This is a genomic window from Bradyrhizobium murdochi (genome assembly GCF_000472965.1).
In the GTDB taxonomy this organism is placed as follows: domain Bacteria; phylum Pseudomonadota; class Alphaproteobacteria; order Rhizobiales; family Xanthobacteraceae; genus Bradyrhizobium; species Bradyrhizobium murdochi.
In genome coordinates, this window is the sequence record NZ_AXAU01000024.1 from 14,835 (window position 1) to 29,330 (window position 14,496).

At 61.6% G+C, this 14,496-nt stretch carries 19 protein-coding genes; 7 read left to right on the forward strand and 12 right to left on the reverse strand.

Going from position 1 to position 14,496, the window contains the following annotated elements; translation table 11 throughout:
• Window positions 1-101 precede the first annotated feature (101 nt).
• The 4 genes from YUO_RS0131600 (at window position 102) to YUO_RS48745 (ending at window position 2,319) form a co-directional block, all read left to right on the forward strand.
• On the forward strand, window positions 102-431 hold the full coding sequence (locus YUO_RS0131600) for a hypothetical protein (protein ID WP_235782902.1): 330 nt from the start codon (window positions 102-104) through the stop codon (window positions 429-431).
• 286 nt (window positions 432-717) lie between these two features.
• Entirely contained in the window at window positions 718-798 is an 81-nt protein-coding gene (gene pqqA, locus YUO_RS42380; RefSeq protein WP_035728097.1) for a pyrroloquinoline quinone precursor peptide PqqA, read from the forward strand.
• A 300-nt stretch (window positions 799-1,098) separates the two neighbouring features.
• Window positions 1,099-1,959, forward strand: a complete 861-nt coding sequence (locus YUO_RS0131610) for a DUF6662 family protein (protein WP_156908855.1) — start codon at window positions 1,099-1,101, stop codon at window positions 1,957-1,959.
• Window positions 1,960-2,082: 123 nt separating this feature from the next.
• Window positions 2,083-2,319 (forward strand): hypothetical protein, encoded by a 237-nt coding sequence (locus tag YUO_RS48745; protein WP_028350820.1) that lies wholly within the window; start codon window positions 2,083-2,085, stop codon window positions 2,317-2,319.
• Between the two features lie 18 nt (window positions 2,320-2,337).
• On the opposite strand, the gene YUO_RS0131620 is transcribed toward YUO_RS48745, so the two are convergent.
• From YUO_RS0131620 to YUO_RS0131640, 5 genes are read right to left on the reverse strand one after another with little or no spacing between them, the layout of a single operon-like run.
• A complete protein-coding gene (locus tag YUO_RS0131620) occupies window positions 2,338-2,682 on the reverse strand; it encodes a hypothetical protein (RefSeq protein WP_028350821.1) in 345 nt (114 codons plus the stop codon).
• Window positions 2,683-2,716: 34 nt separating this feature from the next.
• Window positions 2,717-3,511 carry a pentapeptide repeat-containing protein gene (locus YUO_RS0131625; protein ID WP_028350822.1) on the reverse strand — a complete coding sequence of 265 codons (795 nt, stop codon included), beginning with the start codon at window positions 3,509-3,511 and terminating at the stop codon, window positions 2,717-2,719.
• A gap of 60 nt (window positions 3,512-3,571) precedes the next feature.
• Complete coding sequence (locus tag YUO_RS0131630; RefSeq protein ID WP_028350823.1) at window positions 3,572-4,288, reverse strand: ABC transporter ATP-binding protein; 717 nt, start codon at window positions 4,286-4,288, stop codon at window positions 3,572-3,574.
• Window positions 4,278-5,015, reverse strand: a complete 738-nt coding sequence (locus YUO_RS0131635) for an ABC transporter permease (RefSeq protein WP_028350824.1) — start codon at window positions 5,013-5,015, stop codon at window positions 4,278-4,280. The genes YUO_RS0131630 and YUO_RS0131635 overlap by 11 nt, the downstream gene beginning before the upstream one ends.
• Window position 5,016: 1 nt before the next feature.
• Window positions 5,017-5,991, reverse strand: coding sequence for an ABC transporter substrate-binding protein (locus YUO_RS0131640; RefSeq protein ID WP_028350825.1), 975 nt, complete (start codon window positions 5,989-5,991; stop codon window positions 5,017-5,019).
• A gap of 71 nt (window positions 5,992-6,062) precedes the next feature.
• Here YUO_RS0131640 and YUO_RS0131645 point away from each other — a divergent pair, with 71 nt between their 5' ends.
• Entirely contained in the window at window positions 6,063-6,422 is a 360-nt protein-coding gene (locus tag YUO_RS0131645; protein ID WP_028350826.1) for a hypothetical protein, read from the forward strand.
• Between the two features lie 84 nt (window positions 6,423-6,506).
• Here the strand turns inward: YUO_RS0131645 and YUO_RS0131650 are convergent, their stop codons facing one another.
• Window positions 6,507-7,265: a quinoprotein dehydrogenase-associated SoxYZ-like carrier gene (locus tag YUO_RS0131650; protein ID WP_430649574.1), complete on the reverse strand. Its 759-nt coding sequence runs from the start codon at window positions 7,263-7,265 to the stop codon at window positions 6,507-6,509.
• A 116-nt stretch (window positions 7,266-7,381) separates the two neighbouring features.
• Window positions 7,382-8,308 carry a quinoprotein relay system zinc metallohydrolase 2 gene (locus tag YUO_RS0131655; RefSeq protein ID WP_028350828.1) on the reverse strand — a complete coding sequence of 309 codons (927 nt, stop codon included), beginning with the start codon at window positions 8,306-8,308 and terminating at the stop codon, window positions 7,382-7,384.
• 236 nt (window positions 8,309-8,544) lie between these two features.
• Here YUO_RS0131655 and YUO_RS0131660 point away from each other — a divergent pair, with 236 nt between their 5' ends.
• Window positions 8,545-9,429 (forward strand): substrate-binding domain-containing protein, encoded by an 885-nt coding sequence (locus YUO_RS0131660; RefSeq protein ID WP_028350829.1) that lies wholly within the window; start codon window positions 8,545-8,547, stop codon window positions 9,427-9,429.
• Complete coding sequence (locus YUO_RS0131665) at window positions 9,426-10,001, forward strand: PQQ-dependent catabolism-associated CXXCW motif protein (protein ID WP_028350830.1); 576 nt, start codon at window positions 9,426-9,428, stop codon at window positions 9,999-10,001. The genes YUO_RS0131660 and YUO_RS0131665 overlap by 4 nt, the downstream gene beginning before the upstream one ends.
• A gap of 3 nt (window positions 10,002-10,004) precedes the next feature.
• Here YUO_RS0131665 and YUO_RS0131670 read toward each other — a convergent pair whose 3' ends face one another.
• The 5 genes from YUO_RS0131670 to YUO_RS0131690 form a co-directional block, all read right to left on the reverse strand.
• Entirely contained in the window at window positions 10,005-10,616 is a 612-nt protein-coding gene (locus tag YUO_RS0131670; RefSeq protein WP_028350831.1) for a hypothetical protein, read from the reverse strand.
• Complete coding sequence (locus YUO_RS0131675; protein WP_028350832.1) at window positions 10,613-11,461, reverse strand: ABC transporter permease; 849 nt, start codon at window positions 11,459-11,461, stop codon at window positions 10,613-10,615. The genes YUO_RS0131670 and YUO_RS0131675 overlap by 4 nt, the downstream gene beginning before the upstream one ends.
• Window positions 11,458-12,207, reverse strand: a complete 750-nt coding sequence (locus YUO_RS0131680; RefSeq protein ID WP_156908860.1) for an ABC transporter ATP-binding protein — start codon at window positions 12,205-12,207, stop codon at window positions 11,458-11,460. The genes YUO_RS0131675 and YUO_RS0131680 overlap by 4 nt, the downstream gene beginning before the upstream one ends.
• A gap of 68 nt (window positions 12,208-12,275) precedes the next feature.
• Window positions 12,276-13,280: a YVTN family beta-propeller repeat protein gene (locus YUO_RS0131685; protein ID WP_035728088.1), complete on the reverse strand. Its 1,005-nt coding sequence runs from the start codon at window positions 13,278-13,280 to the stop codon at window positions 12,276-12,278.
• Window positions 13,265-14,446 (reverse strand): ABC transporter substrate-binding protein, encoded by a 1,182-nt coding sequence (locus tag YUO_RS0131690; protein WP_028350835.1) that lies wholly within the window; start codon window positions 14,444-14,446, stop codon window positions 13,265-13,267. Before YUO_RS0131690 ends, YUO_RS0131685 begins: the two co-directional genes overlap by 16 nt.
• Window positions 14,447-14,496 lie beyond the last annotated feature (50 nt).

Here is a 14,496-nt window from a genome sequence, read left to right on the forward strand (position 1 = left end):
AACGTGTCGATATTCACGTAGCCACCCGGAACCTGCGGACAACGGGTCGGTTGCCTCTCATCGTGTTGCGCGCGCTTCACAAGAAAAGGAAGGAGAAACTGATGAAGAAAATGAAACGGCTCATTCTTGCTGGTTGCTCGATCCTGGTCTTGAGCACCGGCGCAGCATTTGCGGGTCCTTGCGAGACGGGACGCGCGGCCAACCTGAAGGATGCTGGCTCCGGACCGGCCAAGATGGGCGACAGCCAGACAACGGGTATGGCTGGCAGCACCGATCAACATCCGCCGACCGATAAGATGAATCGAGCGGCGGGAGACACTGCTGCATCTTCACAAGATACGCAGCGGCAGATGCAAGGCGAACCGACGGCGGCACAACAGGCTGAAGGTGCCAAGGCCGACAAGGTCACAGAGGCAGATAAGGACTGCTGAAGATTCGACCTGGTCGTCATACTGTTTCGGCAGACAAGCGCGGATGCATAATAGAAGGTCGTTCGAACTGTGATCGGACGAACCCCCGCGATGCATGCGTCGATTCGGCGCCCTCATCCGCAGGTTTGTCCAAGAGGGAAGTAGGCTTGCCCAAGAGCGAACTTCTTCCTTCGGAGATGGTGCGCATAGTGCGACCTTCGGCCTTCCGTACTTGCGCTCTGTCCACGGTGACCCTAGTTTTCGTCCCGGCACGAACGTCGTGTCAGCACTGCTTGGGAGGACCCTGATGAGTTGGAAGACTCCGAAGATCGTCGAAGTGTCGGTGGGCATGGAAATCAACATGTACGCCTGCGCGGCGCGTAAATAGACGCGTCGAAGCGGCCTGCCCGGCTCCGGCAACAGCATGTTGCTGCGGGCCGGGCAGGCTGTTCAATTGCCACGAAGTCCTGCGTTGCTTGCACCAAGCGTGAGCCCGCGAATCCTGCTAAAGCCAGCGGGATCCCCTGTAGGCGGCCGACGGTGCCGATCCCAGTTTCTGCACTGCTCCACCTGCGTTCCGAGTCTTCCCATGACTCGCGAATGGTTGCCGCATCATGCTAGGGTATGCCCCGCCGGCACCGCCGGGAATCACCCGTTCAACCCCATGACCCGCTGAATGCGAACGTCTATGCGTGCAAGGACCTTTCAGGCGGCGGTCGTGTCCTTTGCTGCGCTGCTGCCGGCTTGTGGCTATGCCGAGGGCATCGACACCGAGCATCTGTTCGGCTTTATGATCGGCAGCGATGTAGGCAATGTCGGCGAACGGGAGTTTCAGAGCGAGACGACCGGGCGCTTCGGCAGGAGCGGGGGTACTTACCGGGCGGTCGGCCAGGAGTTTGAACTGGAGTTTGTGCCGGCCCGGAATATTAGAATCGAGGTGGGAAGCACGTTTGCGTCGCATCTGATCGGTGGCGTGCCAGGCCTTGACGACCAGCGCCGGCTGTCATGGCAGGGTGGGTCGATCGATTTGCGCTACCGCTTCCTCGATCGGGAAACGGCACCATTCGGAGTTACGTTCGCGACGGAAGCGCACGCGCATCGTGTCGAGGAGACGACCGCTGAAGCGGCCCGGAGTTTTGGGACTGAATTCAGGTTGGCGTTCGATCGCGAGCTCGTACCGAACCGTGTCGTCGCGGCGTTCAACCTGATCTACGAACCAGAGTGGACACGGTTGATCGGCAGTGACGCGATGGAGCCGGGGTCCACCGCCGGCACGGCGCTTGGGGTCATGGCGCAGTTGCTTCCCGGTTTCTTGCTAGGCGGAGAGGCGCGTTACCTGCGAAAATATGAGGGGATCAGTCTGGACAAACTCACAGGGCAAGCGTTGTTTGTCGGTCCGACCGCATACTTCCAGTTGTCGAAAAGCTCGCGGCTGACCGCGAGCTGGAGCTTGCAAGCGTGGGGGCGTCCGGCGGGGTCGGCTACCGGCCTTGATCTCGTCAATTTCGAGCGTCACCAGGCGCGGCTGGTATTCGGCGTAAATTTTTAGGGCTGGCGGCTGCGCGCGCGGCCCCGAGTTCCGGCTTTCTCACGGGGTAGTGAAACGTCAGGCCGCCCTTTGCCGTAGCTCTTTGCGTTAATCTGTTCGGGAACAATGCAAGGGATATCAGATATGACCCCAATAGATTTGGTCGTGACCGTCTGTGCGGTGCTCTCGCCCACCACTTGCGAGGAAACCCATCTGGTCTTTTCTTCAAATGCTTCATTGCAGCAATGTGCCATGAACGCGCAGCCCTACATCGCGCAGTGGGTTGGCGAACACCCGAAATGGACCGCGGTTAAGTGGCGCTGCGAATATCCAGGCACCAATCGAAAGGCATCCGCCGACGCCGTGCGGTCGGCAGGCTGAATAGTCGTCCAGCGGCGGCTATTTGTTACAATCCTTTAAATCCTTGTCCGCGATCGAAAACACGGCGTCAGCCTTGATTTCGACGTCGCGAACGAAGCAGTGCTTTGAGCCGCGATAGCCGACCTTGGCATCATAACGTCCCGGCTCCACGCCCGTGATGCGCAGGCGTTCGTCGTGGTCGACTTCTTTGTCCTTGTCGTTCAGGGTGAGGTTGGGACCCCAATCGTTCTTGCCGGGCGGGGAAAGCTGAAATTCGGAAATGGTCGCCGTCGTAAGATTCCACAACCGGATGCCTTTTCCCTGCGCGGCCACCTCGTTGGCGCTCGTTGACAGCAGTGCCACCAAAGCCAGTATCCATCGCATCGGTCATCCTTTCGTCGCGGGGCGCCTGGAGCCGTCATTGCTTGATCAGACGGTCTCGATTTTTGATTTTATCGAAGTTTCTTGCCCGATCGAGACCGATCGGGGCGATCAACCGGGCCGTATCGAGATCGGCACCGTCGAAATCGGTATCGACGACGGTGATGCCGGTCAGGTCGGCTCCGCCCAGTTGGGCACTCTTGAGAGAAGCGCCGGTGAGGTCGCCGCTCTTCAGCACCGCAAATTCGAGATCGACGCGAGACAGATCGGCGCCGCGCGCGTTCAGGCGTTCCAGATTGGCCGATTTCAGCACCGCGCGCATCAGGCCCATCGATTGGTTGCGCATGTCGGCACCGAGATTTGCGCCCGCGATCGAAGCGCCGACGAGGCTCGCACCGGTGAGGTCGGCAGCGACGCGTGCTCCCGAAAGATCGGCGCCGTCGAGGCGGGCGCGAGCCATCTGCGAAGCGAACAGATTTGCGTTCCTGAGGCTTGCGCCGGTCAGGTCGGCTTCGATCAGCCATGCCTGGTCGAGGATTGCGCGGTCGAGTCTGGCGCCGGCGAGCTTTGTCTTGTTGAGCCGGGCCGCGCGGAAAGTTGCGCCGGACAGGTTGAGTCCCGACAGATCGAGGCCGGATAATCTCTTCCCGGTGAAATCGGCGGGCGCGGCGATGGTCGCTGCGGCGAGCGCGGCCTCAACCTCTCCCCGGGTCAATTCGGCCGAGACCATATCGGGCGACGACAGGTCAACATGACGCATCATGTCCTGGGCAGTTGCCGTCATCGCCACAAGAGCAAGACCGAGTGCTGCAGTTCCGATCGAGCGTTTCATCGTCAACCCCAACCGATCATGCATCCTAGCACCGGCCTAAGGCACTGCCTATGACCTATCCTACTTGGTGGGACAGTGATCGATCCGCCGCGTGATTTCCGATTTGATTGCGGCGATCTCGACCTCTCCGCGCGCGCTTCGCGGCGTGCGGATAGGCAGGTCCGCGAGAACCCGGGCCGGGCGCGGCGACAGCAGGATCACGCGATCGCCGAGACGAACCGCGTCGTCTACATCATGGGTGACCAGCAGCGTTATCACCGAGCGACCGTCCACCAACATGGCGATCTCATCGCGCAGGCGGCTCGCAAGAGCGGTATCGAGCGAGGCTAGCGGTTCGTCGAGAATGAGCAACTCCGGCTCGACGGCGAACGCGCGGGCAAGTGCAACGCGCCGCGCGAGGCCGAGCGATAACTCGCCGGGGAAATGGTTGCGATGTGCCTTCAGCTCCAGAATTTCGAAGAGTGCTGAAAGCTTCGACTCATCGGCGAGAGGCGCGGCAAGCCGCACATTTTCCTCGACCGACCGCCACGGCAACAGCCGTGGCTCCTGGAATACGAAGCCGATCCGCGCACCTGTAGGTCGCGAGACGCGCCCTTGAAAGTCGGGGTCGAGGCCGGCGAGGATCCGAAGCGTCGTACTCTTGCCGCAGCCGGATGGACCGACCAATACACCAACCTCTCCTGCATTAAGCGCAAAGGCGACGCCAGCGATCACGTCGTGCAGTTCGCCCGCCGCGCTCTTGAACGTTTTGCTGGCGATTTCGACCTCAAGCCGCACGGGGACGCCACCGGGATGACCGGGCCTCAAATGGCTGCACCAACAAGGTTTCAATGAGGAGTACGACCGCGGCGAAGCTCAGCGAGTAGGCAAGCAACAAAGGAATGTCGAATAGCTGGAACGCCACGCCAATCTCGAAACCAACACCGTTTGGACGTCCAAGCAATTCCGCAACAAGTACGATCTTCCAGACCAGCGAAAGTCCTGATCGTGCCGCGGCTGCGATGTAGGGCGCCAGTTGTGGCAAAATGACGTGTCGAAACCTGCTCCAATGGGGCAACGCGAACACCGTCGCCATTTCGTCCAGCGCCGCGTCGAGGGCACGTGCTCCCTCGCGCAGCGTCACGATGGCGGTCGGGAGCTTATTGATGGCGATTGCCGCAATTGCAGCAACTTCAGTCAATCCGGCCCAGATGTAGGCGAGCACGATCACCACGAGCGCCGGCAGATTGAGCAGCAGGATCAGCCAGGGGTCGCCAAGCCGATCGGCAAGCCGCACCCGGCCCATCAGGTATCCGATGGCTGCTCCCAGCGCCATCGCTAGCGTGAAGGCGAGCGTAACGCGCGCTAATGTCGCGCCGAGATGGAAGAACAGGTTGCCCGACCTGGCTTCCGCAATCATGGCCGCGAGCACGGCGGGTGGAGGTGGCAGCTTCGCGTCGCCGGCAAACAGCGAAGCGATCCACCAGATCGCGACGAACACGGCGAACGACAGCAGGCGTGCCACCTCAATCTCCCGGGATCGCGTGATAGAATGTTCCGGCATCCAGTTCAGGCGCTGGCCCGACAAGTTCACGACCGCCGATTTCAGACAGCACGCGGTAGAGAATGCGTGCGTCGGCTTCTTCGTCGGCGATCGGGCGTCGCGGAATTCCCTCGCGATAGCGATCACGATAGGCGCGCAACGTTGCGGCGTCGGGAGCGCCGGTCAGTGGCGCAATTTTCTCCCACTCGGCATCCGAGGTCGACAGAATCTCCTTCGCCACGCGGGTCATGGCGATGAAGCGGGCAATTCTGTCCTGGTTTGCGTTCGCCCATGTTTCGTCGAAGACGTAGCCGAGCATCGCGGTGCGGCCTTTGGCGCCCAGTTTCGGCAGCAGGTCCTCGATGCCGGCGATGCGGCGGAAGCCTTTTGCTTCCAGTGCCGCACAGAAATTCCAGTAGTTCACGGTGGCATCCATTTCGCCGCTGAGCGTCTTGGCTGCCAATAGCGGCGGTGCGCCGTAAGCGATTGTCGCGTCCGACTTCAGGTCGATGCCGCCCTGTTTCAACCATGCCAAAAGCAGCAGCCAGTTCTTGTCGATCGGCCCGCCCGCGACGGCAAGCTTGCGACCCTTGAGATCGGCCAAGGTCTGGATCGGTGATGAGGCGGGGACCATCACGGCGCCGAGCGCGCTCGAATAGGGGTAGAATGTCAGCTTGGCGCCAAGCCCGCGTTCGCGCGACACCCAAAGCCAGTCGGTGACCACAATGTCTGCATTCCCGGCGCGAAGCGCAATTTTGCCCGCCTCGGGGCTCGCCAGTTCGAGAACCTCAACGGAAAGGTTGGCCTGCTTGTCGAGGCCGTGCGCGCGGATCACTGCAAGTTCCCAGGCGAATGTTCCGGTCTTCTGCACCGCAACGCGTAAAGCCTCGGCGCTGCAGCACGTGCCGAGCGAGACCAAGACAATCGTAGCAAGCAGTGTGCGAACAAAATGCGTCATGGTGCCTTGAGCCGTATTTTCAGCAGGCCAGTCATAGCATAGCTTCCACGGTTAACAGCGGGAGGAAGACGATGATGCTTGTCGGATGGGTACGACGTATTGTCGCCACGTTGACAGCGCTGATGACGAGTGCGGCGATCGCGCACGCCCAGGACATCAATGATTATCCGACATCGGCGCGCGTTGAGTATGCGTTTGGCTGTTTGAAAGCGAATGGCGAGACGCGGCAAGCGATCGAGCAATGCTCCTGTTCGATCGACGTTATCGCGTCGCTCGTGCCCTATGAGCGCTATGTCACGGCCGAAACCGTGCTTAGCATGTCGCAGGTCCGGAGCGATCTGGGCGGCCCGTTCCGCACGTCGCAGCAGGCGGCAAGCGCCCTCAACGAGCTCCGGCGCGCCCAGGCGGAAGCGGAAGTGCGCTGCTTCTGAAGGCGAAACGGCCGCCGCTTCGAAGACGCGTCAGGGGGCAGAGTAGCATCCGTGTCCGGGAGGGCTGACGCCTGATGGTCGATATCAAGTCCCCGAATTATCCACCTTCCATTCGCGCTGGAAGACGTGCCCCTCGGTGTCCTTTGCCTCGGCGCGGAAACGTTTCGCGCCATTGGGGACGTAGGTGAACCTGATATTGGGGTCTTCTGAAATGGAAATGCCACCTTCCATCGTCAACACCAGGCTGTCGTCCTGCCAGAGCCGCAGTTCATTGACGAAGAAGGCCGGGACATACAGGTGCGTGACCTGGTCCATCTGCAGGCCGGAATTGTTAGGGTGCCCGATCATGATCTGGGCTTCGCTCGCGCCACCGGCCGGCCCTTCGCCGGCCTTCGCGAACTGCCGATAGCGCATCTGGCCGAGTCTGGCCTTGGCTTCGTCGGCGTTCTTGGCGGCAGGCGCCGAACAGCCTCCGGAGGCCTTCACATAGGTTTTGGTCATGTAAAGTTTGCCGTCGCTGAGTTCGGCCACCGCATGGACATCGGTGTAATTGTTGACGCGGACGCGGGTGGAGATTTCGGAGACGTTGGCGTCCGGTCCAAGCTGGAACTTCGCCGCCATCGGCGCGGGATTCTGGTCGATGACCAGCGTAATGCTCAGCACCTGTCGGCTATCGCCGGGCGAAAGCTTCGTTCGCAAAGTGACCGGGACGATTGCGGCATCCTCGGCACGCGACGGCATCTCGATGCCGATCACGTCGCTGCCGTCGTTCATCGGACGATTGTTGAAGATGTCCTGCACCAGGCCGGGCCACAGGTCATTTGCCTCTGCCGCGAGCGCCATCGGTGCGCCGCAGAGTAGCAACCCAACGACGCCGAAGAGGCGGAACAGATATCCGGACATGGTCACGACCTTCACGCCGATGGAAGCAACGCGCGCAATATAGGGCAATGCGCATGCTATTCCCATTCAATTTCCGAAAATGCTGCGGTTGCGTTGCGGGCGTTGAAGTCGTCGAACAATTCCCACCGGGATCGCTCGGAGCTTGCTGCAGTACCCGCCGCTGCCCCTATCGGTTCACCGCGGGCAATGAGCCCGCGTACGTCTGAGGCCAGCGTTTCGAGATAACGACGCTGGTCGGCGAGGGCGGCCGGCCATCCGCTCACGGGACCGTGACCGGGAACCACGCGCTCCGCAGGCAAGGCGCCGAGCTCGCCGATGACGGCCAGCCAGCCGCGGATGCTGCCGTCCAGCACGGGCGTGTGGGTCAAGAACACGAGGTCGCCCGCGAACAGGGTGCCGGTCTTTTCATCCAGCACCGTGAGATCGCAATCGCTGTGCGCGGCGGGCCACGCCCGTATGGAGAGGATTCGCCCGCCGAGATCGAGCTGGAGCGTGCCGCTGACGAGCTGCGTCGGCGGCACGATGCGTATTTCGTCGATCAATTGATCACCCATCGTGCGGCGAAATGCGTCGAGATAGAATTGACCGCGCGCCGCCAGCGCGCGCGGCAGGTTCGCGTGGCCGACAAACGTCGTTCCGTCCTGCACGAAAGCGCCGTTGCCGAAGATGTGGTCGGGGTGGCCGTGCGTATTGATGACGTAGCGGATCGGCTTGTCGGTCAGGGCGCGAATGGCCGCCAGCAATTGCCGTCCCTCGCGAAGGCTGCCGCCCGTATCGATCACCGCGACGGCATCCCGGCCAACGATGAAACCGACATTGGCGATCGCGCCTGCGTTCTCGCGCGTCATCTGCGCGGTTTGGCCGTTGTGTACGAATACGCTGTCTGCAACGGAATTGACCGGCAACTCTTGTTGCTGTGCGAACGAGGATGTCGCCGCAGCGACCATCGTGAGCGCGGCAAGCGTCAATGCAGGGTGAGCCATATTTCGGCCTCCGTCTTACCACGAAGCGCGATCGGCAATCCCGTGTTCCATCGCTATGATCGTTTGCATCGCAGCACGAGCGGGCCATTCGCCACAAGGATTATTCCTGTTGCAGCCTCCAAGCGACAAGCTTAGCATTTTGCGTGTCTGCGGCTTCAATCGAACTTCGGTTCGTCGAGGTTGCCGATACCAGTCGAAATTGGCAACAAGGCGGGCCGGAAGTGCAGCAGCTTTCGATGACAAATGCCGGGCGAAAGTGCTGGCTGTCGATTTTCATCGTGACGAGCGTCGTCACGCTCTTCGGTCATGCGCCCGCGCGCGCGCAGATTAAGGAAGGCGGAGATCTGTCGATTGAGCTCGTCGATCCCAAGGTGCTGCGTGTCTGCGCCGACCCGCACAATTTGCCGTTTTCCAACGACAAGGGCGAGGGATTCGAGAACAAGCTCGCCGAACTGTTTGCCGAGAAGCTGAACAAGAAGCTGGACTACATGTACTTCCCGCAGGCAACGGGCTTCGTCCGGATGACGCTTGGCGCCCATCGTTGCGATGTCATCATGGGCTTCCCACAGGGAGATGACCTCGTTCAGGGCACTAATCCCTATTACCGCACCGCCTACGCGCTGGTCGCCAAGAAGGGCAGCGGCCTCGACGAAGTGACCACGCTGGAAGACGAGCGTCTCAAGGGCAAGCATATCGGCATCGTGGCCGGAACACCGCCTGCCACGAATATGGCGGTCAACGGCCTGATGGCGAATGCCAGACCGTATCAGTTGATGGTCGATACCCGTTTGGATTCGTCAGCGGAGGCGATGATAGCCGACCTGAAGTCCGGCAAGATCGACGCCGGCATTCTCTGGGGGCCGATGGCGGGCTTCTATGCGAAGAAGGCGGACCCGCCGCTCCATGTCACGCCCCTCGTGAAGGAAAAGACAGGTCCTCGATTGGCGTACCGTATCGGCATGGGAGTGCGCGCCGCCGACCAGAACTGGAAACGGCAGCTCAATCGCCTGATCCAGGAAAACCAGCCGGCCGTTAACAAGATACTACTGGACTTCGGCGTTCCCTTGCTCGACGAGAATGACCGACCGATCGGCCCGGAGACGGCAACCAAAACGCCATGAGAGAAGCGCTCGCAGGCCTGATCCTTGCGACATTCCCATTCATCGTCTCGACCTTCGCACAGGAGAGGCCTCCCGAGCCCGCCGGGTATCGCATGGAAGACTACCGTGCGCCGGTTCCCGCGACCCTTGCCGGCGTACGCGTGCTGACTACCGCAGAGGCCGAGGCGATCTGGCGCGCCAAGGCCGGCGCATTCATCGACGTCATGCCTCGCGCGCCGAAGCCGCAAAATCTTCCCGAAGGCACCATCTGGCGCGACAAGCCGCGGCTCAACATTCCCGGCAGCGTGTGGCTGCCGGACACCGGCTACGGAAAGCTCGCGGCCGTAACGGAAGACTATCTGCAGCGCGGGCTTGTCCGCGCGACGGCCGGCAACAATGCCGCGCTGGTGGTGGTCTACTGCCTTGCCGATTGCTGGATGTCCTGGAACGCGGCCAAGCGCATCCTCACTTACGGCTATTCCAACGTGGCGTGGTACCCTGACGGGACCGACGGCTGGGAACGGGCCGGTCTGGCGCTGGTGGTGTCGCAGCCGGAGCCGCGGACAGGCGAGGAGATCGCATCGCCGCGTTAGCGACTACTCGATCTCCTGCTGAATCGTCCGCCCGAGGGCGAACAGCCGCTGGTCGATCGCCGTCGGCACCTCGCAGACGAATTTGATGACGTTCCGCCGGTCTTCGAAGATGCGCGTCTGCCAGACGAGCTGATTGCCGAGTTCGTCGATCTTCGCCTGATTGGGCGGCGTTTCGCCCTGCAGCGCCTGCAAGGCCAGCGTGTCGGCGCGGATTTTATCTGCTGCTTCGCGCTGTTTGCGGGTGACACGCTCCAGCCCGTTCATAACCTGGGAGCGTTGGGCATTGAGGGATTCGAACAGGCCGGCAAACAGCAATTTCCCGCTTGCGGTCTTGTCGGCTGCACCGTTCAGATATTCCGTGATTGCCTTTTGCGCCTCCTCGAGCGGGGTCCGCCTTGCCGCGAGCTTCGCAACCAGCGCGCTGACCTTGGCATCGTCCTTCCATTTGCCGGAGATGTCGTCGAGCGGCGGGCCTGCCCACACTGCGGCGATGGATATCTCGGGCACCTTGGCCTGCGTGCACGGCCAGTCCGGATAGCGCGGATCGGCAGCGTGGCCGTACCCGCTCATGGCCGCGCCGGCAAAGAGTACGGAGATCGCGATCCGGTATTTCATGTCTCGCCTCCGGCCGGGCCGCGGCGGATCAGGCCGCGCGATGGATCGTAGGCGAGGATGGCGCCGATCATGAAGGCGATCGTGCAGCCGCCCACCACGGCGAGTGCGATCCAGTTCATTTGCCCATACAGCGCAAAACGAATCAGCTCCACCGCATGCGTGAACGGATTGAACAGGCAGACATAATAGAGCATCGGGCTGCTCTCCAGGATGCGCCACAGCGGATAGAGCGCCGAGGAAGCAAAGAACATCGGAAAGATGACAAAGTTCATCACGCCCGCAAAGTTCTCGAGCTGTTTGATGCCGGACGAGATCAGCATGCCCAACGCGCCGAGCATCAGGCCTGAGAGGACCAGCGCCGGCAGCACCGTAAGATAGCCGGTCGGGGGCGCTGCGATATCCCAGAACCAGGCGATCAGCAGGAAGGCATAGACCTGAAGCAGCGAGACCGCGGTTCCCGCCAGAAGCTTGCAGGACAATAGGAACCATCGCGGCAGCGGGCTCACCAGCAAGGTCCGCATATTGCCCATTTCGCGGTCGTAGACCATGGAAAGCGAGGACTGCATGCCGTTGAAAAGCTGAATCATCGCCATCAGCCCGGGCGCGATATAGACCTCGTAAAGAATGTAGGTCTCATATGGGGGGATGATGGAGAGGCCGAGCACCTGACGGAAGCCGGCGGCGAAGATGAACAGCCACACCAGGGGGCGCACGAGCGCGGAGATGAAGCGTTCGCGCTGGTGCAGGAACCGAAGCGCCTCGCGCCACACGATGCCGTTCAGGCAGATCAGATATTCGGCCGCCGAGAAGCCGCGCTGGATTGGCGTCATGGCTGCCGATGTCATGACGTTGGACTCCCGCTTTGAGCGGCGGAGCCGGTCAGCCGCATGAACGCCGTGTTAATATCGCTGCCGCCGGCGTCCGCGATCACCCGCGCCACTTTGCCCTGGGCCAATACGCGGCCCTGATGCAGCACGACGAGATCGTCGTTCGAACCGATCTCGTCGAACAGATGTGTCGCCCAAAGCACGCTTATTCCCTGTTCGGCAACGAGCTGCCGAACGTGGTTGAGGATGTCGGCGCGCGCCTTGACGTCGAGGCCGACGGTTGCCTCATCGAGCAGGAGCAGGCGCGGGCGATGCAGCAGCGCCCGCGCGATTTCCAATCGTCGCATCTGGCCGCCGGAGAGATCGCGCACCTTGCTGCCGGCGCGGTCGGCAAGGCCGATGCGCGCCAGCACCTCACCGCTGCGTGCGCGGGCATCGCGCCTGCCGATGCCGTGCAAGGCGGCGTGATAAAGCAGATTCTGCGTCACCGAGAGGTCGAGATCGAGCGTGCGGGGCTGAAACACCACGCCGAGCAGCCGCAAGGCTTCGCCGGGTGTCTGCGCGACGTCATGGCCGAAAATCCCGATACGTCCGTGCTGGATTCCGAACAGCCGCGTGATCAGCGAGAACAGGGTGCTCTTGCCGGCGCCGTTCAGGCCAAGCAACGCGGTGAAACTTGCCGGCGCGACGGAAAAGCCGATCTCGATCAGCGCGCGCCGGGTGCCATAGGCATGGCTGACGCCTTCGATCGACAGCGCAGGCATCTCCACGGCATCGGGCCGGGGAGGGAAACCTTGCGTGCTCTGACCGGCGGAAAAGGCGTCAGTGGCCGTCATGGTTGTGCAATCGTCATACCCCAGGGCAGTTCGCCGACCTGGATCGTCTTGATGACCTTTTGGGCTGCGACATCGATCACCGAGACGTCGTTCGATACGCCATTGGTGGTTAGTAGATATTTCTCGTCGGGCGTGAATGCGAGGTGCCAGACACGCTGGCCCACCAGCAGATATTTGGTGACCTTGTGGCTAACGGCGTCGACGACGGCGACGCGATTGGCCGGGCCGAGTGCGACGAAAGCGGTCTTGCCGTCCTTGGTCATGCCGATGCCGACCGGCTGGATGGCTTCGCTTCGCAGGCCGGGAATTTCGAATGAAATCTTCTTCGTCACCTCCCGCTTGGCCGGGTCGATCACCGAAACGGTACCGCCTATCTCCGACGATACCCACACCTCGGAATTGTCACGTTTGAACTCGGCGAAGCGCGGGCGCGCATCGACCAGAACGTTGGCGACGATCTCGCGCGTCGTGGTGTCGATGAAATGCGCCATGTTGGTTGTCTCGGACGTATTGATCAGGATTTTGCCGTCCGGGCTGATCGCCATGCCCTCCGGTTCGACGCCGACCTGGATCTCGCCGAGACGGGCGCGCTTCTCGACGTCGATGATGGTCACCGTATTGTCATTCTCGTTAGCGACGTAAAGGATCTTGCCATCTGCATCCAAGGCGAACAGCTCGGGGTCCGGGCCGGAGGGCAGGGAATCGACGACCTCCTGCTTCGCAACGTCGATGACCTGAATGCTGTCGTCGTCGCCGACCGCGACGAACACAAACTTGCCGTCCCTGGTGAATTCGATGCCGCGTGGACGCTGGCCGACCTTGATGGTCTTGGTGACGGTCCAACTGTTCGTATCGATCACCGATACGGTGTTGCTCTTCTCGTTGGACACATAGGCGATGAAGGCCGATGCGGGCGTCGCCGCCGCGAGCCATGCAGCCATCCCGAAAAGCAGGCAATGACGCCATATATGCAATTCATCCTCCTTCAATTCAGCTTGCATTTGGTTTCCGGCCGATCAACGCCAAGCGTGTCGAGTTCCGACACCTGATGCAGGAAACCCTCCTGCGGCGAAACCGAGACCACCATGCGTCCATCGACCAAAAGGATCGGCTGGCGAAGTTGCAAATTCCAGTCCCGCAGCGTCAACCGCCGGCCTTTGAACGCAGCAACGGAAAAGTCTTTCCCTCTAAGAAAATCCGACACCACCTTTGGGTCGCCGGACTTCGTGCGCGACGCAGCTTCACCGACCATGCGTGCTGCCGTCCAGGCCTGCATGTCCAATGCGGTCATCTGTCGCGAGTTCAGTTTGGCGAACCGGTTCTGAATCTGGATCGCGCCCCACTGATCCTGCGCGGCGTGCCAACTGGTCGGAACGAGGCCCGCCGAGCCGGCAACCGGGCGCGGATCCCAGGTGCGGTAGGGCAGATAGGACGCGAACACCTCGCTTTCGTCGGCTGCCACGAGGACGTCATAGGCCGGTGCTTGCTGGGTGAATACCGGAATTTGCCGCTGGATCAGGGTGACGCCACTGTCTGTGCGGCGCGCGCCGCCGGTATCTTCAAAGGTTCGCTCCTGAACGATCTTGGCGCCAAAGCGCGTGGCCGCACGCCGCAGTGCGTCGGCGTAGAGCTTGTCCTGATCGTGCGAGCCGATCACGAGCAACCAGCGCTTCCATTGCTTCCACACCAGATATTGCGCGAGCGCATCGGCAAGCATCGAGCGCGTCGGCGCGACATGGATCACGTTGCCGCGGCAATCCTGCTCGCGCAGGCGATCGTCGATTGCTCCGGCATTCAACAGCAACGTCCCACGTTCGCGAATCGCATTGGCGGCCTTCAGCAGATCGTCTGCCGGAAGGTCAGCAATGATGAAGCCGGTGCGCTCGGCAAGCGCCGCGGCAGTCTTCGCGACGTCCTCGTCGTCCTTGAGTCGGACCTCTTCCAGCGTGAAGCGCTGATTGAGGAACTTGCCCGTGGTGTTATTATCCTCGATGGCAAGGCGTGCGCCGGCAAGCCCGTCGTTCTCCGCCGGTAGTTCGACGAGGGACAATTTCGCCTTGATGCCGGCGCGGCCAAGATAGCCGATGCCGATCTCGATGGGGGCGGCGGCGAGGACGGAGGTAGCTGCAATGCTCAAGCCGATCGCAGCGACCAGGCATCGGATCATGGCTTCTCCCTGACAGGTCTTCTCGACTTGGTATGGAAGACCTTTGGCTT